This is a genomic window from Paenibacillus luteus (assembly GCF_006542765.1).
GTDB classification, from domain to species: Bacteria; Bacillota; Bacilli; order Paenibacillales; family Paenibacillaceae; genus Pristimantibacillus; species Pristimantibacillus luteus.
In genome coordinates this window covers 29,876-50,222 of the sequence record NZ_SKCD01000066.1, presented here as the reverse complement: position 1 = coordinate 50,222, position 20,347 = coordinate 29,876, and the positions used below count along the sequence as shown (strand labels likewise).

Genomic DNA, 20,347 nt, shown 5'->3' with positions numbered 1-20,347 from the left:
CTTCGCTTATTTATTTTCAATTGAACCTAACGATTATTCTTCCTTGCTCTTCAAAGCTAGCCCTTTCTTGCCATAAGTACCGAGCCGCCATAGATATTGCATGTTCGCTGCAACACTGCTATTTTTAAATAAACGTTTCATTGATAGCCAAGAAATTTAGAGGAGTTTTCTGTGATGAAAATAGCAATGCTCGTGTTAGGAAGTTTGATCGTTCTGTTGCTCGGAGCTTTAGTTGCTGCAAGCTATTATTTCTACAACCTTGCGATTAAACGCAATAACAAGGAGTTTTTGAGCAATAACGAAGACTTGGTACAAATCAGCGACAATAAAAAAGCAAACGAACAAGCAGCGGCTACATTGACGGAAGTTGCGCAGCCAACGCCTGTGGAAGCCGTTGGAGTGGAATGGATAGAAGACCAAAGCTATGATACTTGGACTTTAACCTCTGACGATGGGCTTGCTCTTGTTAGTTATTTCCTTCCAGCCAAGGCATCAACGAATAAAACCGTCATTCTGGCTCACGGTTATACGTCCAAAGGCAAGGATATGGGGAGCTTTGCTAAATTTTATCATGAGCGACTGGGCTATAACGTGCTGATGCCTGACGACCGCGGCCACGGCAGCAGCGAAGGCGATTACATTGGCTTCGGCTGGCCTGACCGGAAGGATTACCTGCAATGGATTGGTCAAGTGATCAAGGTGGTAGGCGACTCCGCACAAATTGTATTGCACGGCATTTCAATGGGCGGCGCTACGGTCATGATGATTAGCGGAGAACAACTGCCGAGGCAAGTAAAAGCCGTCGTTGAAGACTGCGGCTACACCTCCGTTCATGACCAGCTCCTCTATCAATTAAAGAGGATGTACAAGCTGCCCGCATTTCCAATCCTGCCTGCGACCAGCTTACTGACCAAACTGAAAGCAGGCTATCATTTTAATGAAGCCTCGGCCCTAAAGCAGCTCGAGAAAAACAAACTGCCCATGCTGTTTATTCACGGCTCAGATGATCTATTCGTGCCAACGGAAATGGTATGGAGACTTTACGAAGCTTGCCGTTCGGACAAGGAAATGCTCATTGTTGAAGGCGCCGGGCATGGGATGGCCTATTTGATCGACAAAGCAGCCTATGAGAAGAAAGTCATCGACTTTCTTGGGCGATATGCAGCCGGATAGCCCATTCCATTCAGAGCCATACTGTTAGAAGGTAAGTCATACTCATCAGCAGGAGGGCACAAAGTAAATGCTAAAGCAAAAATGGCTTATTCCAGCCACGCAGGGTGTCGGCTTTCGGCTAAAACAAGGAGAAGTCGTCCGAGTTACGGATGTGGAAGGTGAACAGGTGGCTGATTTTGTCGCTTATCAAGCAGGTGATTTTACTGAACGGCTGGACCCCGGCGTCACGATGGATGCTCTGCATACAATGAATATTCAACCGAATGATGTGCTGTATTCCAACAAGTACAGACCCATGCTGACGATTATCCGGGATACGGTTGGCCGGCATGATTTTATTAATTCCGCTTGTCGTCCCGAAATGTATGAGGTATTATACAACAAAAAAAATCATGCTAGCTGCTACCAAAACATCAATGAAGCCTTACAGCCTTTCCAAATCCCCGTTCCCGATCAGCACTATCCCTTCAACCTTTTCATGAATACCGTCATTCAAGCATCGGGAAAAATTAGTGTGGAAAGACCGCACTCGAAGCCTGGCGATTATATTGAGCTTCGTGCCGAAATGGATCTGATTATCGCTATTTCTGCATGTCCCTGCGAGGAGAGCGTATGCAACGGCTATAAATGTACAGACATTGAGGCTGAGATTATCTAATTCCTTCTAGCTCCAGAACTCCTTGAATATAATGACTTGTACAAGTCCATTTATATTCAAGGAGCGATGTGAATGAATGCTTTTTTTGCTTATATGTTTCTTGGCCTGTCGCTGTCAGCACCGATCGGTCCGATTAACGCCGCGCAGTTGGATAAAGGGGCACGATTTGGCTTTACCCACGCCTGGCTGGTCGGTTTTGGGGCGATGTGCGCCGATTTGTTGTACATGCTCCTTATTTATTTTGGACTGGCCCACTTTTTGGATACGCCGTTCATGAAAACATTTCTGTGGCTGTTCGGCTGCTTCGTGCTGCTGTATACGGGAATCGAAACCTTAAAAAATATGAAAAAGGCAGTAGCGACCCGCGGAATCGAAACCGCTACAAAATCGAGCTCCTTCCGTTCGGGCTTTCTCATGGCGCTTACAAACCCATTAAACATCTTGTTTTGGCTAGGCATTTACGGCTCTATCCTTGCAGAAAGCGTGCAGCAGCATGGCTTTGCACAAGTGCTGTGGCACAGCTTCGGGATCTTCGCCGGCATCCTGCTCTGGGATGTAGTGATGGCTACGCTTGCGAGCACCTTCCACAAGTTCGGCAATCAAACCACCTTGCAAGTCATTTCGGTACTGGCTGGCATATCGTTGATTGTCTTTGGCCTATACTTTGGTTATCAAGCGTTCTTGCAGCTTACCCATTAAGCTGGACATTCACCTATAGCCCCTCCTTCGCATAGTATGCCTCGTCGTACTTTCTGAAGGAGGTTTTTTTGTTTTATGGCTGAACTCACTAGTAAAGTCTGGCTTGATGAGCATCTCAACGATTTACCGAATTGGCAGCAGGATGCCTTTCGTCAATTCGGCAGCATGATTGCAGACGCCGACAACAAATATCCTTGCATCCCCGGCCGACATGGCTTTCTGACCAATAATTTGCGCTTTGGCTTTGCCAACGACCCGAGAGATGAGCAAGCCATTTCAGAGGTTTCGCAGCTGCTTAAGGAATATGGCGGATGTGCCCGTGACACCGGAAAATACGCTTCGCTCGTTATTTTCTTCAAGACGCCTGAGGAGATGTTGAACGACTTTCGCGTCGCTGACTATGAGCAGCTGTTCTGGTCAGTGCTCAGCCGGGTAAGCGCAAAGGACGAGACGCCTTGGCCGGAAGCTATCTCCACGGACCCTTCCCACCACTCCTGGGAATTTTGTTTTGATGGCCAGCCCTATTTCGCCTTTTGCAGCACGCCCTCCCATGAAGCACGGAAAAGCCGGATGTCGCCTCATTTTCTCATTGCGTTCCAGCCCCGCTTCGTGTTTGAAGAAATTAATGACTCCACTCCGTTTGGACGCAATATGAAGAAGCTGATCCGCCAAAAGCTGGTTGAATATGACGGCATTCCCGCCCACCCTTCGCTCAAATGGTACGGGCAAGAAGACAATCATGAGTGGAAGCAGTATTTTTTGCGGGATGACGAGAGCGTGCCCTCCAAATGTCCATTTACTTATATGAAGAACAAGTTCAAGAGCTTGGGCATCAAGTTTCATAAATAAAGGATCAGCAATTACGTCATTCCCTTCTGCGCCCATTTGCGATTCATCATCCAAGTAATCAGAAGCACGATAACCACAATCAGCAAGCTGGTCCAAAAGCCGGCTCGACCTGATTTTTCGGCAAGAATACCCGAAACTGCCGCGGCAATCAGTACCATAGCGACCCAAGATTTAATCTGCCCGCCAATTCTCGGCTTCAGCAGCTTCAGGTAAGTAATTAGAACAAAGAGCCACGTATACAGAAGTACCAGCCCGCCCGCCGTCGTAATATGCTCGAAGATGCTCTTGGGCATGACTAGAGCCAAAACAATAGAAATGCACAGCCCTGCCGTATTGACAGCAAGTGCATAGAGTGGAAGCTGACGTTTTCCTTTCTTCTTGGCCAGCCATGCAGGCGCATCTCCATCATCGGACAAAGCAGAGAGCATCGTCGAAACTCCGTAAAGCGAGGCAACCAAAATCGAGAAGCCTGCTACGATCAGCACGCCGTTTAAAATATGTACGAGAATAGGCAAACCTAGGCTGGTCAAAGGAAGGATGAGCGGACTTTTGTCCAGCGTCAAATGATCCTTTGTAATGAACAGAAGCGCTAATCCAATGGAAAGCATGTATAATAGCGTCACCACAATCAGCATGACTCTCCCTGCTTTTGGCGCTTCCTTCGGTTTGCTCAGGTTCATCGCCATAAACCCCATCACTTCAATGCCGCTAAAGGCATAAAAGGCATACAGCAATCCGCGCCAAGCCCCCATCCAGCCCGCTCCTCCCCATTCCGAGACGCTCTCCGTAACGGATTTCGCCGCTTCTGAACCTTTAATAAGAGCAAACCCTGCAACCACTATAAACATCACAATGGCTGCTATTTTAACGATCGCAAATAGATTCTCCGCCTTATTGATTCCACTTGACCCTAAAATAACAACAAGCAAAGCGAGCACCGAGTAACCGGCAGCGAATATCCACAGCGGCACGCCCGGGAACCAATATTGCGAAAATAAACCGATTGCGGTTAATGAGCTTCCCAAAATAAGCATCTCTGAAGACCAATAGACCCACCCCATGCTAAAGCCCGCCCATCTGCCAAAAGCTTCTTTGGCATACGTTCGGAAGGAGCCTTTCTCTGGGTGTTTGGCTGTCATTTGAGCTAGTGCCTCATAGACAAATAGAGTAGCCAGTGCCGCCAGCAAAAAAATAATGAGCACCAGCCCTCCGCTTTTCTTGATTGCGATGCTTGAGCCCAGAAAAAAACCGGTACCAATCGTACAGCCTACGCCAAATAATGAAAACTGCCACCATGACAGCTTGTCCTCTTTTGTTCCCATTCCACTCGCCTCCCTATCACGTTTACTGTTCCTAAGCAGACTGGATTTTATTCTCATATCTGCGGCACTGTTCCTTCCCTTTCGCACATACTTCGGGATGAATATCGATATGATGAATCATGGGATTGCTCAAGCTTAAGAGGAGGCTGGCAAAATGGGACCACTTTCTGCTGATTTATTGAAGGGTAAAGTCATCCTGATTACTGGCGGAGCGACAGGGCTAGGCCGTGCGATGGCTGAGAAGTTTTTAGCTGTAGGGGCTTATGTCGCTATTGCCAGCCGAAACGAGCCTGTTCTTGAAAAGGCAGCAAAAGAGATGAGCATAGAAGCAAGCGAGGTTTATTATAAAAGCTGCGATGTACGGGAGACCATTCAAGTCTTTGACCTGATCGATGCGGTTGAGAACCATTTTGGGCATATCGATGTTCTCGTGAACAATGCTGCCGGAAATTTCATAAGTCCAACCCATCGTTTATCAACGAGAGCTGTTGATACGATTCTAAACATCGTGCTGCATGGCACCTTTTATACCACCCTCGAGGTCGGCAAACGCTGGATTGAACAGCGAAGAGCCGGTACGATGCTGAATATTGTTACAACTTACGCTTCAACGGGATCAGGATATGTGGTCCCCTCTGCAGCAGCCAAAGCCGGTGTACTCGCACTAACAAGATCCCTAGCTGTAGAGTGGGCACCTTATGGCATCCGGCAGGTCGCGATAGCGCCAGGACCTTTTCCTACTGAAGGAGCATGGTCACGGCTGTCTCCTACGCAAGATTTGGAACAAAAGATGCTGGACCGCGTTCCACTGAAGCGGGTTGGTGACAAAGAAGAGCTGGCCAATCTCGCTGCTTTCTTGGTCTCCGACTATGCCGCCTACATGAATGGTGAAGTGGTAACGATTGATGGAGGAGAATGGCTGCAAGGCGCCGGACAGTTCAACGGCTTATCCGAGATGACGGAAGAGCAGTGGGATGACTTAGCCAAGCTCACGCGCAAGAGAACGGAGCATGAATAAGAAAAAGCAGCTTATTCCTCAGAAGAGAAACAAGCTGCTTGCTCACCGCAGATAGCTCACTGCATTATTCGGTAGTACCTTCCGCAGCAGCGCGTGGACCTGGGCCACCTGAACGGTTGCCGCTGCGGTTGCCACCTGTACAATGACCTCCAGAACGATTTCCTCCTGTACGATTGCCACCAGTACGGTTTCCTCCTGTACGATTGCCGCCAGTACGGTTTCCTCCTGTACGATTGCCGCCAGTACGGTTTCCTCCTGTACGATTGCCGCCAGTACGGTTTCCTCCTGTACGGTTGCCGCCTGTGCGGTTTCCTCCTGTACGGTTGCCGCCTGTGCGGTTTCCTCCTGTACGGTTGCCGCCCGTGCGGTTTCCTCCTGTACGGTTACCTGCAGAGCTGTTTTTTGCATTTTTCTTTTCTTTTGCCATATGCGTAATTCCTCCTCTTAGAAGATACTTACAACATATGAACCAACTCTAGCTTTCGTAATAGACAGATGAGGGTTTTATAGAATAATAGACTCTGCTTCTTGATTGAGACTGCATTATGACCTCTTTCAAAAGCCGAATGATCCTATAAGGTTTTTTATTTCTAGCTTTTTATTATAATTATTTTCATAGATAATATTGACAACTATTGACTACAAGTGTAATCTTAATTCGTAGACTACAAGTGTAATCGAAAGGAAGGTACCAAATGAAGACATTGCCCCATATTACTGAAGCAGAATGGGAGGTCATGAGAATCATATGGCAATCATCGCCATTAACTGCTTCGGAAATCATTAAACATCTTGATGAGACCAACACATGGAAGCCAAAAACAGTAAAAACGTTAATTAGCCGACTCGTGCAAAAGGAAGCGTTAGGATGCAACAAAGACAACCGGGAATATACCTATTTTCCGATTGTTACTGAGACAGAATGTGTACATGCCGAAAGCCATTCTTTTCTAAAACGCATGTATGGCGGATCTCTGAAGCCAATGCTGGTTCATTTTTTGAAAACGGAGAAGCTCTCGTCCGAGGATATCAATGAACTCAAGGCGCTTCTGCAGGAGCAGAAGAAATAAACGATGGAAATCCTACTGCGATTGTTTGAGCGAACCTTGGCTGCCTCATTTGAAACCGTTTTTCTAATAGGCGTGCTCCTCCTGTTGACGACGGTCTTGCGGACGAAGCTCTCCTCTGCGACTTTGCATGCCATATGGCTCGTATTCATTGCCAAGCTCTTACTGGCATGGCTGCCAGAACCGATGCAGCGCTCATTGCGTTGGGCCGCTCTCCCCTCCTTACAAGGTGGCTGGTTAGATTCATTGCGACACACTGAACCTGCAAATTTAATCGATTCCGAAATTTTTTCTACAAATGCTGTACACTTGTCATCACAACTGGTTTCGGAGGGCTTAATTCAAACTGCCTCCCATAGCACTAATAGCAGTGAAGCTATCACCCAGCTATGGCTAAAATCTGCATTAGGCCTATGGTTGATCGGAGCTGTGGTTGTTCTAATCTACATCCTGATTGGCTATCTGAAAATATCAGGGGCACTGAAAGCTGAAACAGGTTTGATTGTACCAGATCACATAAATAAGCAGTTACAGCAATTGCAAAAACAGATGGGCATCCGTCCGCGGGTTCGCATTCAATTGTCGCAGCAAACGTCTACTCCTGCGTTATTCGGATTATTTAAGCCAGTCGTATTGGTCCCACATTATATGCAAGATCAGTTGAGTGAAGCAGAATGGGAATGCGTACTTCGGCATGAGCTTACCCATTTTAAACGGATGGATGTACAGGTAAACTTATTGGCCGTTATTCTCGCTGCATTCCATTGGTTTAATCCCATCGTTTGGTATGGCCTGTCTCGTATGCGTGTTCAGCAGGAACTCGCTTGCGACGATAGCGTATTGCAAGCAGCGCCGCCAATTAAGGACACCTATGCAGCCTGCATTGTGAAAATGCTCGAGATCGGAGAAAAGCAAAGAATGTCTTTCGTTAGCGCTTCTTTCTCCGGTTATAAAAATCAGATCGCGAGGAGACTTATCATGATCAAAAACTTTCAAGCCAAAAAGAAACGGTTAACTGTAATTGGACTTCTCGTCCTAATCGCTACAGCCATCCTAACCTTGCCATCCGCCTTTGCGGCAAACGGAGGCAATATATCTGTTGACGAATATTCATTCCAACTGCCTGCAGCTGGCGATATGACAACTTCTTTTGGAGATCAGACTTACCCTAATAATTCGAATCCCGTTTTGCATGATGGAATCGATATTGCCAATTTGGAAGGGACCGCTGTCCATGCAGCTGAAGGTGGCAAGATCATCAAAGCTGAGTATCATTCATTGACTGGTCTTACGATTATCATTGAACATAACGCTTCATGGAAAAGTGAGTATCGTCATTTGTCAGAGCTCAATGTCCAGCTAGGACAAGTTGTAAGCTCTGGTGAGCAGATTGGCTTTATGGGAAGCACAGGACAATCCACTGGAAGTCATCTTCATTTTTCAACCATCCATAATGGTAAATATGTAGACCCCGCCCCTTTATTTAAAAAATAACAGTTTCCAAATAAAAATGACGGAAGGATTATGCGGTTAAGCATCCCTTCCGTCATTTCTATCTTATTTCTTGCTGTTCATCCAAGTCGCCATATCGTTAATGATTGAAGCTGACACATGAGCAGCCGTATTGTATTCCATCCCAATCGACAAGCCTTCATATTCCGTCAGCAAGTGGTTTACGTTCGGATAAGATACAAACTTCACTTCTGGCTTGGCTTGTAAAGCTTTCTTCCAGCCCTCCAGCTGCTTCATGGATACTTGCCAGTCATTCTCGCCTTGCAAGATCAAGAGCGGCTTTGTTTGCTTTTGCGCTGCTGCTGCCGGCTCGTAATCCCGCTGCTCATACCACCAATAGGCAGGCGGAACAGGGAAATTCGCTGGCAGCTTCTCTGCTGAATAGTCCGGATTATGAATCAATTCAACGATACTCGTCCACGCCTCTGCCGCTTGTTCTTGGCTAGCGATCATCTCGGCGGGGAGACCTAATTTTTTCATCCGGTCCAGTCCTTCATTTTGCTGCTCGACCAGTACGGTAGTGATATTCTCGCTTGGCGCTGAAAGCAGTATGGCTCCAGCTATATCATTATTTAGATCATTGTCGATAATAATTGGCATCACATAGCCGCCTTGGCTATGTCCGGCTACAAAGATTCGTGACGAATCGATTTTGTCGGCCTTTTTCAATAAGGCAACCGCTCTTAAAGCGTCATCTGCCGATTCATTTTTGACGGAAAAGGTTGGCTGGCTTGAAAGTTTGAAGGTATGCTCTCTGGAAATTTTCTCATAGCGCAATACGGCAATATTTTGGGCAGCCAAGCCAGCAGCGATATCTTTGAAAACTTTAGTGCCTCCGATCGTAGAATCGCGGTCATGCGGACCGGAGCCTTGAACGAGTACGACAACCGGAAACGGACCTTCACCGGCAGGTACCGTCAGTGTTCCTGGAAGAGCAAACTCGCCTTCGCCTACGACAACTTGTTTCTCCGTGTAATTACTTTTATCATAGGACGGCTTAGCATATTGCCCTGCAGGAGCAGCCATTTCAAAATACAAATCGTCGATAAGGCCCGCTTTATCAAATCTGACGGTTATGGCAAGAGGCGTTTTGTCGGTTTCATAAACCATAACAACGTTCGTATGCACGTCATTGTTCTCGATTGCAGCCGAAAGCTGCTTGGAAGGAGCTCCATAAACTAGTGGATACTGCTGTGAAATAGCGTTCAATGCCTGAGCGGGGAGTGATTTCTTCAATTGCTCATTCAGCGTTGTCACGAGCTTGGCATGGTGGCTGTTGAAGAGCTGATACACAAAGGAGCTTGCCCGCCCCGCATAATCATTTTCACCAAATATGACCGATTGTTGGTCGGCATTCCACGTGACGCTGCTTCCAAGCGCTTCATTTATAAAGCTAAGCGCAGCAATCATATTTCCATTTTTATCAAGGAGTACTTGTCCGGATTGCACCTGTTTGCCATCTACGATCGCAACGGATTTCCCTATGGTCAGCACAATCTGGCTAGTTCCTTTCGTAATTGTAACCGCCTTATTTGTCGCGTTCCATTTCAGCTCTGCGCCCAACGTTTCAGCCACGATTCTGACTGGGATCAATTGCCCATTTGCAACCTGCATGGAAGTATCCGTTTGTTGCGTTATTTCATTAGCTTGTAATGCGACATTAGCGCTTGCTTGTGCAGCTGAAGGAATTGTCATTGCAAGTACGAGTGATGCGGCAATTATATTTTTCTTACTGCGGTTAGAAGATGGTCTCATTCCAAAAACACTCCTTTAGTTAAGAAAATAATAGCTATGTACCCCTTAGACGGTTGAGAGTCAGCTTTCGTTCAGTCCGAATAAAATCGATCAATGTACCCGAAGTAACTTCGCTCCTCTAGACCAGAGCATTAATCTATTTTACGGCAAAACAGCTTACAAAGTTTCACATTTTTTACTCTATACATGATAAACTAGTCAAAAAGAACGAGGAGTGAGCTAGACATAAGCAGTTACGACTATCAATCCAAAGATGAATTAATAGAAGCCATTCATAGCGGTTATTTGCTTTTGGATGTTGAATTCAATGACATTGCGGAAGAACATAAAGATCTAAGCATTGCCGAAGTTGATCGGACACCCGCTGAAATCATAGCCTACCAGCTTGGCTGGCTTAACCTTGTTATGAATTGGGATCGGGATGAACAAGCAGGTAAACCTGTGAGTATGCCGCATCCCCAATATAAATGGAATCAATTAGGCGCAATGTATCAATCCTTTTACAGCACTTATTCTCATTATTCCTTACACGAGCTCAGAAGATTGCTCAATAAAACCGAACATCAATGGCAGGACTGGATCAGCACGCTAAGTGATGATGAGCTTTTTATCCAAGGCATGCGCCAATGGACAGGAACCAATCCAAAATGGCCGATGTCCCGGTGGATTCATATTAATTCCGCAGCCCCATTCAAAACGTTCCGGGCGAAAATTCGCAAATGGAAAAAATATCGGCCGCAGGTCTAATGATCCAGCCCTTAATTGGCGTATTATGCTGGATAAAAAAAAGACTAAGCGCCTCTCTCGCAAAAGGGAGCTTAGTCTTTTTCGAGTTTTTTGTTCATAGTGGCTTTGAATGGTAATAGAATCACAATTCTGCCGTTTATTCAGAAGCCTGTCCTCTTTCGAAAGAAAAAGTAGGAAACGGTTAGATACATAATTAGGAGACAAGTCGTTCGGAAATATGGTGTTTCATACCATTTCGGCGTCTCTATATACATGATGTGATTTAAAACTAAGTTAATGCATGCCGCAGTTAAAAAGGTGAATAGGCCATACAAAATAAAGTTAAACCACATTCTCATATTCTCACCTTTTATTTAGATATTTTTCAAATATGGCTGTTTCACAAGTGAATTGCTCTTTTTTATGCTGTGCGACATCGATTTGCTGAGTGGATGTTGTTGAATTCCATACAAGTCGATTTATGCAAATATGTTTATATTATTTAGACGAAAGACCTTTCAATTAGTTTCAAAAATTTCCAATATTTCTATTAACTAGCTCCATTGAATTTTGGTTTGGGATGAAACTTCATTCCGAAGAATCTGTTGCATTTTTCAGCTCAAACGAAGGTTCATTCTCTATGCTTTTATAATAAACCTTCTAACCATTACATTTAGCTAGGGATATGTAACCAACTGATGTAACCAACAGAAAGAAGTCGACAAGAGAAAATTGTCGACTTCTAACCATTCACCCAACATCTTCAATTACACTTGCTATACCCGCAATTGCTGCACTGCTTGCAGCCTTCTATATTGATCAAAGCAGCCGAGCCGCATGACGGACATAGATCGCGGGAGCCCGTGTGCGCCTCGTGTCCATGCTGATTAGCTGCGATAGGAGCCTCTTTAACTGGGACAGGCTCAGGCTGAGCCAACAACACATGCGCTTCAACTGCCACTGCCGTTTCCTCTGCGCTTGCCAAGTGCAGCTCCAACGATTTGGCAACCGCATCGGCAATTGATTCAACCCGGTTTACGCCAAAGCCGATTGCGCCCGTCCCGCCAATCCCTTTCAGATGCTTGATCAGCAAGCTGACCTTGCTTCCATGATCGCCATAACGCAAGAATAATGAACAAACGCGGCCAAGCGCTTCAGCCATGGCAAATACGTCCGAGCCTGCCTTGCCCACGTTCAAAAAGATTTCGCCTGGCGTGCCGTTCAGATCGTTAATGGTAATATAGGCCATGCCGAATGGCGTGTTTACTTTGTAAGTCGCGCCGCGCAGCACCTGAGGCCTGCGTTTATACTGTTTGTCCATCACCTGCTCCGTTTGCGGGAGTGCGCCCGGTACGATGGCTTCCACCAAGTCTGCATCAAAATAAGCTTCACTGTCCACTGTAGGAGCGGCTTCGGAGTCTGCTTTCTCCTCTGTCTGTACCTCTGTTTTCTCTGCCTTCTCTGCCTTGGACGTAGAGAGAACTTGTACGTCACGGCTGCCGTCACGGTAAATCGTTACCCCTTTGCAGCCAAGCTCGAACGCAAGCTCGTAAAGTCGGCCTGTTTCTTCAACGGTGAAGTCTGCCGGGCAATTCGCCGTTTTGGATATGGAGCTGTCAACCCAGCGCTGAATGGCTGCCTGCACACGGATATGGTCTTCGGCTGACAAGCTCATTGAAGTAACAAAATAATCGGGCAGCTCCTGCCCGGGATGCTCTTCTTTCCATTCCGCAGCGATTGGCACATCCTGTTTATCGTAACCAAGCCGGCTTTGGCGAAAATATTCGAAAGCAAAATATGGCTCGATTCCCGTTGAGGTTCCGACCATCGTTCCGGTGCTTCCTGTAGGAGCCTGCGTGATGACGGTCACATTGCGCATGCCCCGCTCCGCCACGGCTTCTCCAATGTCAGGGAACTCAGCAATCATATGCTTCATAAATCCGCTTTGAACGAATTTGTCTGCATCAAAAGCTTGAAAAGATCCCTTCTCCGCAGCGATTTCAGTAGAGGCTAAATAGGATTCATGTGCCATAAAGCCGTATAGCTTATCTAGAAATTCAAGCGACTCCGGGCTGCCGTAACGAACCTCCAGCTTAATCATCAGCTCCGCAAGCCCCATCGTTCCCAGTCCGATTCTACGCTCCAGCTTCTGGTTCCGTTCGTTCTCTTCAAAATGATAAGGCGTTTTGTCGATCACGTTATCAAGGAACCTCACTGACCATCGCGTAACCTTGGCCAGCTCCTCCCAAGCGACATCATGTTTCTCTTCGTCATAAAATTTGGACAGATTAATGGCGGACAGGTTGCACACGCCCCAGCCAGGCAAGCCCTGCTCGCCGCAAGGATTCGTGCTGATAATCGGATTAAAATACCAGCTGTTCGACATTTGGTTGTAATATTCCATAAAGACGACGCCGGGCTCAGCCGATTTCCAAGCCGATTCGATAATCGCTTGCCAAATCTCGCGGGCGCGAACGGTTTTGTAAGCGATGACTCTTTTGCCCAGCCGTCTCCATTCATCCAGGTCACCCGTCCACAGCTCGTCGTAGCCTTCTTCCTTCGTATCCGGAAATACTAGCTCCCAATTTAAGTCTTCCTTCACGGCCTTCATGAAAGCGTTGCTCACGCAAACAGACAAATTCGCATTCGTCACCTGACCCATTGTCTGCTTTACGGTAATGAATTCAAGCACGTCGGGATGCCAGTCGTTGAGCATCAGCATCAAAGCGCCTCTTCGGCTGCCGCCTTGCTCTATTAATCCTGTCGTATAACTGAACAGTCCACCCCAAGATACCGAACCGCTAGATGATCCGTTAACGCCAGCAACAATGGCTCTTCGTGGGCGCAGCGATGACAAATTCATCCCTACTCCGCCGCCGCGCGCCATGATCTCTGTCATCTCTGTGAGCGTCGTCATAATCCCGCCCCGGCTATCCTTGGGTGAAGGAATGACGTAACAATTGAATAGCGTCAGCTCTTCGCTTGCACCCGCACCTGCTGCAATCCTGCCGCCAGGCACAAGCTTCCAATCGTCCAGTATATATCTGAATTTCTCCTGCCATTCCTGCTGTTTATTGGTCCGTTGCTCCACCGACGCCATCGCTTCGGCCAAACGATCCCACATCTCCTCGGGTGTTTTCTCAATCGTCAGCGTCAGCTTCTCCACGCTAGACTCGACCTGTTCTCCACTGCCCAGCCTTACCGTTACGCTCCCGCCTTGGCGGGCAATAACTTCCCCGACTTCTTTTACAGGAAACTTGGGATCATCCTTCGTTAGAACGAGCACAATATCTCCGATTTCCGTCTGGCTCGTATCTGCATTTTTCCACGCGTACCGGTCCAAAAATATTTTTTCGCTTAAGCCCTCAAGACGTTTCCCGCCAGTCTTCTCCATCCCAGCCACCTCTTTCGTCATCGTTCCGCGCTATCGGCATATGTACGTTATGATATGCAATAAGCACAATATATTGTGTTATTTAATCATTATACTATACTACATATTGATTTCCATGTTCATTTAAACCCAAATTACGCAAGCAGTGCCGCTTACATGACCACGCTCTCGCTTTTGCTTGTCCTATCTCTTTTTTAATCCGCTTCTTATTAATATTGGATGAAAAGGCAATACTGATTACAACTTATCCCTTTTACTCTGGAAGGAGCTGCACGCAATGACAATCCCTACAACGCCGCAGGCTGCTTCAGCCGAAACCGGCACAGCTATCGCGACGCGCAAGCTGCATCCGCTAGTTGACCTACAGTGTGACCGCTCATGGTTTGATGAGCTGCAAAACCGTTTGACAAAGGGCGGACCATGGGATGATTGGACGCTATATCAACTTGCTATGGAAGCAGAACAAGCCAAACGAATCGAAAGCTTCGACGAGCTGCTCTGCTTGCGCTCGCTTCCCTCCTTCGAGCCGATGGAGCATCAGATCAGCACGGCGCGCAAGGTCGTTCATGAAATGGGTGGCAGAGCCATTCTTGCTGACGAGGTCGGGCTTGGCAAAACGATAGAAGCTGGACTTGTGCTCAAAGAATATATGGTGCGAGGACTAGCCAAGCGAATTCTGATTCTCGTACCTGCTTCCCTCGTGCTTCAGTGGGTGCGGGAGCTTAACCAAAAGTTCGGCATTTCCGCGGTCGCCCAGAAGAAGGCGCATACCTGGGGTTATGACGTTGTCGTCGCTTCCATCGATACCGCCAAGCGCGAGCCGCATCGCGAGTTGGTGCTCGGGACCGATTATGATCTAATCATTATCGATGAAGCGCATAAGCTGAAAAACAAGAAAACAACCAACTATCAATTCGCTAATATTTTGCGCAAAAAATATTGCCTGCTGCTGACCGCAACGCCGATCCAAAACGATATGGATGAGCTGTTCAACCTGATCACGCTGCTAAAGCCCGGCCAGCTTGGCGGCCAAAGCGATTTCGCAGCCAATTTTGTCGTCGACAAACGTCTTCCGAAGAACGAGGACCAGCTCCAAGAAGCATTGTCAGGGGTTATGATTCGCAATCGCCGTGGAGATGGCGGCATCCATTTCACGAAACGTTTTGTCAAAAACATTCCGCTAACGCTCTCCGAAGATGAGAAGGCGCTGTACGATGCGGTTACCGGATTCGTCAAGGAGCGTTATGAAGAAAGCGGCGGCGATCTATCCAGCATGCTCTCCCTCGTCACGCTTCAGCGCGAAGTGTGCAGCAGCCGGGATGCCGTGTTTCTGACTCTCGTTAATTTGTTCAAAAAAACGTCAGAGGACTCGCCTATGCGCCCGAAAATTTGGGAGCTGGTCGAGAAAATCAAGCATATTAAAGCGAATACCAAAGCGGAAAAAGCGATGGAGCTCGTCAAAGAAATGAATGACAAAGTCATTATTTTCACCGAGTACCGAGCCACTCAGGAATATTTGCTGCAATTTTTCCGGGCGCAAAATATGATTGCCGTACCGTACCGAGGCGGTATGAATCGAGGCAAAAAGGATTGGATGATGGATTTATTTCGCGGCCGCGCCCAAATCCTGATTGCTACGGAAGCTGGCGGCGAGGGCATTAATCTGCAATTTTGCCACCACATGATTAATTTCGACCTGCCATGGAACCCGATGCGGGTAGAGCAGCGAATCGGGCGCGTCCATCGCCTCGGTCAGAAAGAAGATGTAAAAATCTACAATCTGTGCACCGTCGGAACCATTGAGGAGCATATCGTCAATTTATTGCATGAGAAAATCAATCTGTTCGAGCTGGTTATCGGTGAGCTTGACCACATCTTGGAGCGCTTTGAGAAAGGCGATGGCTCCATTGAGCAGCGATTAGCCAAAATGATGCTGGAAGCTGGCAATGATTCCGATTTGAAGCAAAAAATCAACCATTTGGGTTCCTCACTCAGCCGTATTCGCGAAGAGGTAATTACTGGCGACGCCAAAGTCGCTTCAACTCCTGATTTGCTGATCAATCTAGATTCACTTGGACAAACCGTGGAGGTGCAGCCTTGAACGAGAAACAGGTGCACAAATTCGTCAACCGTTATTTAGAAGCTACCGAGTGCTCGATTTTGGAAAAATCGCCCACTCATTTTACCGTGAAACTCTCTCCTCACGCCGACCGCGAGTTAACGAACCGCCCCTACTATTGGAGCTTCGTGGATCGGGTCGGCGCTGATCCGGAGACGATGACCTTCCTATTCGTTACGGATAAACATAAATATGACGCAGCGGAGGAACTCAAAAAAACCGAAGCGGCTAACGCTCAAGCGGAAGGAGCCGTTAACGCGCAGGATGCGGCAGCTAACGCCGCGCTCGGGCGCTCCCTTGGCTTCGTTCACGGCAATCTGGCTGCGCCAGCTCGCGTCCCTCGCGAGGATTTGTTCTTCGGCGCTCGCAAGCTTGAGCAGCTGTTCGAGGCAGCGAAAGCCAAAGGCAGCTTCGTTCATTTGTTCCAGGAGGCGGAGCGCCGCAGCGCGAATCCTTTCTCCTCCACGCCCTACACGGCTTGGCTCGGTGTGAACATGCGGGTGGAATTCGCTAGTGACCGCAAGCGTGAGGAAATACATTGTTATGGCATTTCTCTAGCGACCGGTCAATGCGTTGAACATTTCTATGATCGGTTGATTACCCATAAGCTAACGCCACGGCTGCCAGCCAATATTCACATTACGAAAAACGGCATTTCCTTTAACAAGGCATTAAACATTGTCGAGCAAACGCTGGAGCGTAAGCTTAGAAGCTATGATTACAGCTGGGCAGAGGGTGCTTCTGCCAGGCTGGAAGAAGAACTCGAGCGCATTAGGGGATATTACGAGCCGCTGGTCAAGAACGCGCTGGAAGAAAACAGACCGTCGGTTGAGGAGCAATTCGCGCAGAGGCAATCCGAGATCCGCTGGCAATATGAGCCGCGTGTGACGGCGTCCGCCATTAATTGCGGCATATTCCACCTTGAGGGCATCGATTGACAGCAATTAGACCTTATCCGCAGCGATACGCCAAAAAAAGGCGGTCACAAGGCCGCCTTCACGTGACACGTTGTAACAGCCTTCTTCAAGCCTGTCCGTTACAATAGCTAAGAGGTGATGAATCATGCCAAAAAAATTCATTAAGTTTACAGCAGCCTGCGTATTAACCGCTGTTGTGTTATATGCCGGGGGCTTGCAGCAGCAGCCTGCGGCAGCTGCCCAGCAATCTACTGCAGCATATGAGCCGCTTCAGCAGCAAGCCAAGCGTTGGGTGGACGAGCTTGCCGTCCAGTCCTCTTTTGCCAAATGGAAGTCCTCTACGCTCGATATTTCACCGATTGGTCCCGGAACGCACAGCTGGCTGGTTCTGGTGAAGCATAACAGCCAGACCGTCGGCTATCTGATTATTCATGCCGTGGAAGCAGGCGGCTATCAACTTGGCGAATATGGGGTCGGCAGCCAGCCGCTATTTGACGGGCGCACCATTTCGCGCTCCATCAAGCAGCTTGAGCTATTGAAGCCGGCCGACAGCGTTGAAGCTTTGTATGTGCATCCGCTGCTCGCTGCGTGGAAGGTAACTTCCGGCAGCAGCTCAGATTTTGCAGATGCAGCCAGCGGCGAGGCTCTTCCCGCTCAGTCCAAAGACTGGCTTAAAGCTTCGGAAACGAAGCTTCCTACAGCTGAACGTCTGCAAATCACTGGCAATGCCACTCTTTTGAAACAAGTCACCTTGCCCTCATTCAGCACATTCGATAAGATGCCTTGGCTCACAAGCCAGCCACTTCCTATCAGCTCAAAATCATATTCTTCTCTCTTTGCCAAAATAAACAACAAAGAACAGCTCCGCTATACCGCTGAGCTGTTCGAAGGCCAGATGCTTTATGTGTGGTCTGTTATCGGATACAACAAATGGAACAGCGGCCATATTTACATTGGACTCGAAACCGAAAACAGTGATGAACGACGATATATCCCACTCCTGCTGCTGCTTGAGCTTGGCAGCTTCTACCTGTGACGCTCAGTTCTGCCCCTCCACCATAGCATAATACTGACAGGCCCCCATCCGAACCAACGCGTCAGCCAAGGCTCTCTTCTCGCTTTGGCTGACGTTCTTGTCTGCTTCCTCTCTTCTCTTGGAGTCTCGATATAGGCCACAAATTGCTCCGCCATATACTTCACGTATTCCTCGCCCTTTGCCATTTGACCCGCTCCTTCCTGCCGTATCGTTGATGTTATAAGGTTGCCCAGCAATATTCGAAAGTAAACATGCATGAGTTTTCTTTCAAAAAGCCACGATAACCTTAAGACAAAGTGAGCTGGAGGAACGATCAATATGCTTCGTAAAACAGCATTATCCTTATTTATCTGTTGCTTTGCGGCCATTTGCAGCACGTCCGGCGCATCGGCAGCATGGCCGCTGCTGCCTGTAGGCATGGAACAGGACTGGGCGCTGCCTTCTACCACAGTCATTATCGACGTTGGACACGGCGGAATTGATGGCGGTGCTTCTTCAGCGGACATCCTTGAAAAGGACATTAACCTGGCTATCGCTCGAAGGCTTTATACGATTTTACGCAGTCAAAACATCCCCGCTGTCCTTAATCGAACGGGAGATTACGCGCTAAGCGAAGACAACCGCTGGCATATTACAAGGTCGAGGCATCGGAAGGATTTATCTCAGCGCCAGCAGCTTACAGAAGAAATTGAAAGCGATCTGCTCGTTAGCCTACATGTCAATTGGTCCAAGAAACCTTCGCAAAGAGGCCCTCTTGTACTGCATCAGAGCAGTGGTGAGAGCCATTTGCTCGCCTTATGCATTCAGGATTCATTGAATCGACAGCAAAAAACCGCTTTCCTTCCAAGAGAAGGAAATACGTTTTATTTGCTTAAAAGAGTACAGCAGCCTGCCGTCATTGTAGAAATGGGTTTTATAAGCAGCAGCAGCGATCGTGCTATGCTGACTGACCCGAAACGCCAGGAGGAAGTCGCAAACGCTATTGCATCAGGAATTTGGCAGTACAAGTGGATCGTTCATTAAATCGCCTTTGATAAGCGACGTCAGCTTTACGAATTGCACGTTTTGCTGCATCCCGGGTATGGATTGCTTCAGAACAGCTGCTGTCTTCAGGCCAGCTGGGCCGACATGTCCAATCGTGATGCAGCTTGCATGTGATTCCAAATGCTTGCGCAGCATACCAATCTGCTTGGTAATATGCTCAACCGTATACACATCATCTAGAAAAACATCATTGGAAACGAGGGAAACCCCGAGCTCCGCTGCAACCTTAGGCACCACCGTTTTGTACGTCGTCCGGCTATCCAGAAAAAATAAACCATGCTCCTTGCAAACGCCAAGCACGATTCGCATCATTCTCTCGTCAGCCGTTACTTTTGAGCCCATATGATTATTCATGCCTATCGCATGCGGAACATCAAGGATCGCATCCTCTACCCGCTTCTTGACCTCTGCATCACTCAAATCCGTAGTTAACGCGCCTGGCCCCAGCCATTTTTTTAATCCCTTGTTCGGTTCCATCGGCATATGAACGATAACATCATGGCCTAGCCTGTAGGCTTCTTCTGCATCCTGCTTCGTCGTTGGCATAAAAGGCATAATTGCCGCCGTAATTTTAACCGGAAGCTTTAACATTTCAGCCGTTCCATTCATCCCATTTCCAAAATCATCAATGACGATAGAGATCTTACGGATATCCTTTATCGGTTCGCTCCAACCCTGCACTTTCAACTCTGAAATTGATGTTCCAGCTAACGCTTGAACCCTGTCAGACGAGCTTCCAGCAGCGAAAACTGCACATAAGCTCAATGCAGCTGCGAGCACCTTTTTCAATCGGGGCATCCCTATTCCAACAGCCTTCTCCCCTGTGAATTCACCTATGCGATTCTTCTGTCTAAACATTGCAGCACACTCCTCACCTTTTACTATCATTGTTTGTGAAGCAGCTGGAAAATATACGAAAAGCATTAGTTAACATTCAGAATCGCTTTTATTTTACAAAATAAGAGAATTATACATCTTTATCCATGATAATCGAAGAGAATGAGCGATTTGGTTAAAAAACAGGGTGAATTTGAACAAAAACGGCGTTTGCAAGCGCT

General features: G+C 47.6%; 18 protein-coding genes. 12 read left to right on the top strand and 6 right to left on the bottom strand.

All coding sequences use genetic code 11. The annotated features are described in order from the left end of the window. Window positions 1-174 precede the first annotated feature (174 nt). The 4 genes from E0496_RS30585 (at window position 175) to E0496_RS30570 (ending at window position 3,379) form a co-directional block, all read left to right on the top strand. A complete protein-coding gene (locus E0496_RS30585) occupies window positions 175-1,173 on the top strand; it encodes an alpha/beta hydrolase (protein WP_141505762.1) in 999 nt (332 codons plus the stop codon). A gap of 67 nt (window positions 1,174-1,240) precedes the next feature. Beyond that, on the top strand, window positions 1,241-1,831 hold the full coding sequence (locus E0496_RS30580; protein WP_141505761.1) for a DUF1989 domain-containing protein: 591 nt from the start codon (window positions 1,241-1,243) through the stop codon (window positions 1,829-1,831). Window positions 1,832-1,903: 72 nt separating this feature from the next. After that, entirely contained in the window at window positions 1,904-2,530 is a 627-nt protein-coding gene (locus tag E0496_RS30575) for a LysE family translocator (protein WP_141505760.1), read from the top strand. A 75-nt stretch (window positions 2,531-2,605) separates the two neighbouring features. Then, the gene (locus tag E0496_RS30570; RefSeq protein ID WP_141505759.1) at window positions 2,606-3,379 is read left to right on the top strand and encodes a YqcI/YcgG family protein; all 774 of its coding nucleotides are present in this window, start codon (window positions 2,606-2,608) and stop codon (window positions 3,377-3,379) included. Window positions 3,380-3,390: 11 nt separating this feature from the next. Here E0496_RS30570 and E0496_RS30565 read toward each other — a convergent pair whose 3' ends face one another. Continuing rightward, complete coding sequence (locus E0496_RS30565) at window positions 3,391-4,701, bottom strand: amino acid permease (protein WP_141505758.1); 1,311 nt, start codon at window positions 4,699-4,701, stop codon at window positions 3,391-3,393. A 154-nt stretch (window positions 4,702-4,855) separates the two neighbouring features. On the opposite strand from E0496_RS30565, the gene E0496_RS30560 reads away from it, so the two are divergent. Next, on the top strand, window positions 4,856-5,719 hold the full coding sequence (locus E0496_RS30560) for an SDR family oxidoreductase (RefSeq protein ID WP_141505757.1): 864 nt from the start codon (window positions 4,856-4,858) through the stop codon (window positions 5,717-5,719). Window positions 5,720-5,761: 42 nt separating this feature from the next. Here the strand turns inward: E0496_RS30560 and E0496_RS30555 are convergent, their stop codons facing one another. Continuing rightward, window positions 5,762-6,127: a hypothetical protein gene (locus tag E0496_RS30555; RefSeq protein ID WP_141505756.1), complete on the bottom strand. Its 366-nt coding sequence runs from the start codon at window positions 6,125-6,127 to the stop codon at window positions 5,762-5,764. 287 nt (window positions 6,128-6,414) lie between these two features. Here E0496_RS30555 and E0496_RS30550 point away from each other — a divergent pair, with 287 nt between their 5' ends. Together E0496_RS30550 and E0496_RS30545 are read left to right on the top strand one after the other, a co-directional pair. After that, window positions 6,415-6,789 carry a BlaI/MecI/CopY family transcriptional regulator gene (locus E0496_RS30550; RefSeq protein ID WP_141505755.1) on the top strand — a complete coding sequence of 125 codons (375 nt, stop codon included), beginning with the start codon at window positions 6,415-6,417 and terminating at the stop codon, window positions 6,787-6,789. A gap of 3 nt (window positions 6,790-6,792) precedes the next feature. Further along, window positions 6,793-8,280 (top strand): M56 family metallopeptidase, encoded by a 1,488-nt coding sequence (locus tag E0496_RS30545; RefSeq protein WP_141505754.1) that lies wholly within the window; start codon window positions 6,793-6,795, stop codon window positions 8,278-8,280. Between the two features lie 63 nt (window positions 8,281-8,343). Here E0496_RS30545 and E0496_RS30540 read toward each other — a convergent pair whose 3' ends face one another. Then, complete coding sequence (locus E0496_RS30540; RefSeq protein ID WP_141505753.1) at window positions 8,344-10,053, bottom strand: alpha/beta hydrolase family protein; 1,710 nt, start codon at window positions 10,051-10,053, stop codon at window positions 8,344-8,346. Window positions 10,054-10,278: 225 nt separating this feature from the next. On the opposite strand from E0496_RS30540, the gene E0496_RS30535 reads away from it, so the two are divergent. Further along, window positions 10,279-10,800 carry a ClbS/DfsB family four-helix bundle protein gene (locus E0496_RS30535; protein WP_141505752.1) on the top strand — a complete coding sequence of 174 codons (522 nt, stop codon included), beginning with the start codon at window positions 10,279-10,281 and terminating at the stop codon, window positions 10,798-10,800. A 742-nt stretch (window positions 10,801-11,542) separates the two neighbouring features. Here E0496_RS30535 and E0496_RS30530 read toward each other — a convergent pair. Then, window positions 11,543-14,194: an adenosylcobalamin-dependent ribonucleoside-diphosphate reductase gene (locus E0496_RS30530; RefSeq protein WP_241675045.1), complete on the bottom strand. Its 2,652-nt coding sequence runs from the start codon at window positions 14,192-14,194 to the stop codon at window positions 11,543-11,545. Between the two features lie 256 nt (window positions 14,195-14,450). Here E0496_RS30530 and E0496_RS30525 point away from each other — a divergent pair, with 256 nt between their 5' ends. The 3 genes from E0496_RS30525 to E0496_RS30515 all read left to right on the top strand — a co-directional run bounded on the left by E0496_RS30525 (window position 14,451) and on the right by E0496_RS30515 (window position 18,245). Continuing rightward, window positions 14,451-16,274, top strand: coding sequence for a DEAD/DEAH box helicase (locus E0496_RS30525; RefSeq protein WP_141505750.1), 1,824 nt, complete (start codon window positions 14,451-14,453; stop codon window positions 16,272-16,274). After that, on the top strand, window positions 16,271-17,230 hold the full coding sequence (locus tag E0496_RS30520; protein ID WP_141505749.1) for a YqhG family protein: 960 nt from the start codon (window positions 16,271-16,273) through the stop codon (window positions 17,228-17,230). Before E0496_RS30525 ends, E0496_RS30520 begins: the two co-directional genes overlap by 4 nt. 124 nt (window positions 17,231-17,354) lie before the next feature. Next, window positions 17,355-18,245: a hypothetical protein gene (locus tag E0496_RS30515; RefSeq protein ID WP_141505748.1), complete on the top strand. Its 891-nt coding sequence runs from the start codon at window positions 17,355-17,357 to the stop codon at window positions 18,243-18,245. Here E0496_RS30515 and E0496_RS30510 read toward each other — a convergent pair. Beyond that, window positions 18,236-18,430: a YqzE family protein gene (locus E0496_RS30510; RefSeq protein ID WP_141505747.1), complete on the bottom strand. Its 195-nt coding sequence runs from the start codon at window positions 18,428-18,430 to the stop codon at window positions 18,236-18,238. The genes E0496_RS30515 and E0496_RS30510 overlap by 10 nt on opposite strands. Window positions 18,431-18,563: 133 nt before the next feature. On the opposite strand from E0496_RS30510, the gene E0496_RS30505 reads away from it, so the two are divergent. Beyond that, the gene (locus E0496_RS30505; protein ID WP_141505746.1) at window positions 18,564-19,268 is read left to right on the top strand and encodes an N-acetylmuramoyl-L-alanine amidase family protein; all 705 of its coding nucleotides are present in this window, start codon (window positions 18,564-18,566) and stop codon (window positions 19,266-19,268) included. Here E0496_RS30505 and E0496_RS30500 read toward each other — a convergent pair. Continuing rightward, window positions 19,233-20,147 (bottom strand): divergent polysaccharide deacetylase family protein, encoded by a 915-nt coding sequence (locus tag E0496_RS30500; protein ID WP_241675044.1) that lies wholly within the window; start codon window positions 20,145-20,147, stop codon window positions 19,233-19,235. The genes E0496_RS30505 and E0496_RS30500 overlap by 36 nt on opposite strands. Window positions 20,148-20,347: the final 200 nt, after the last annotated feature.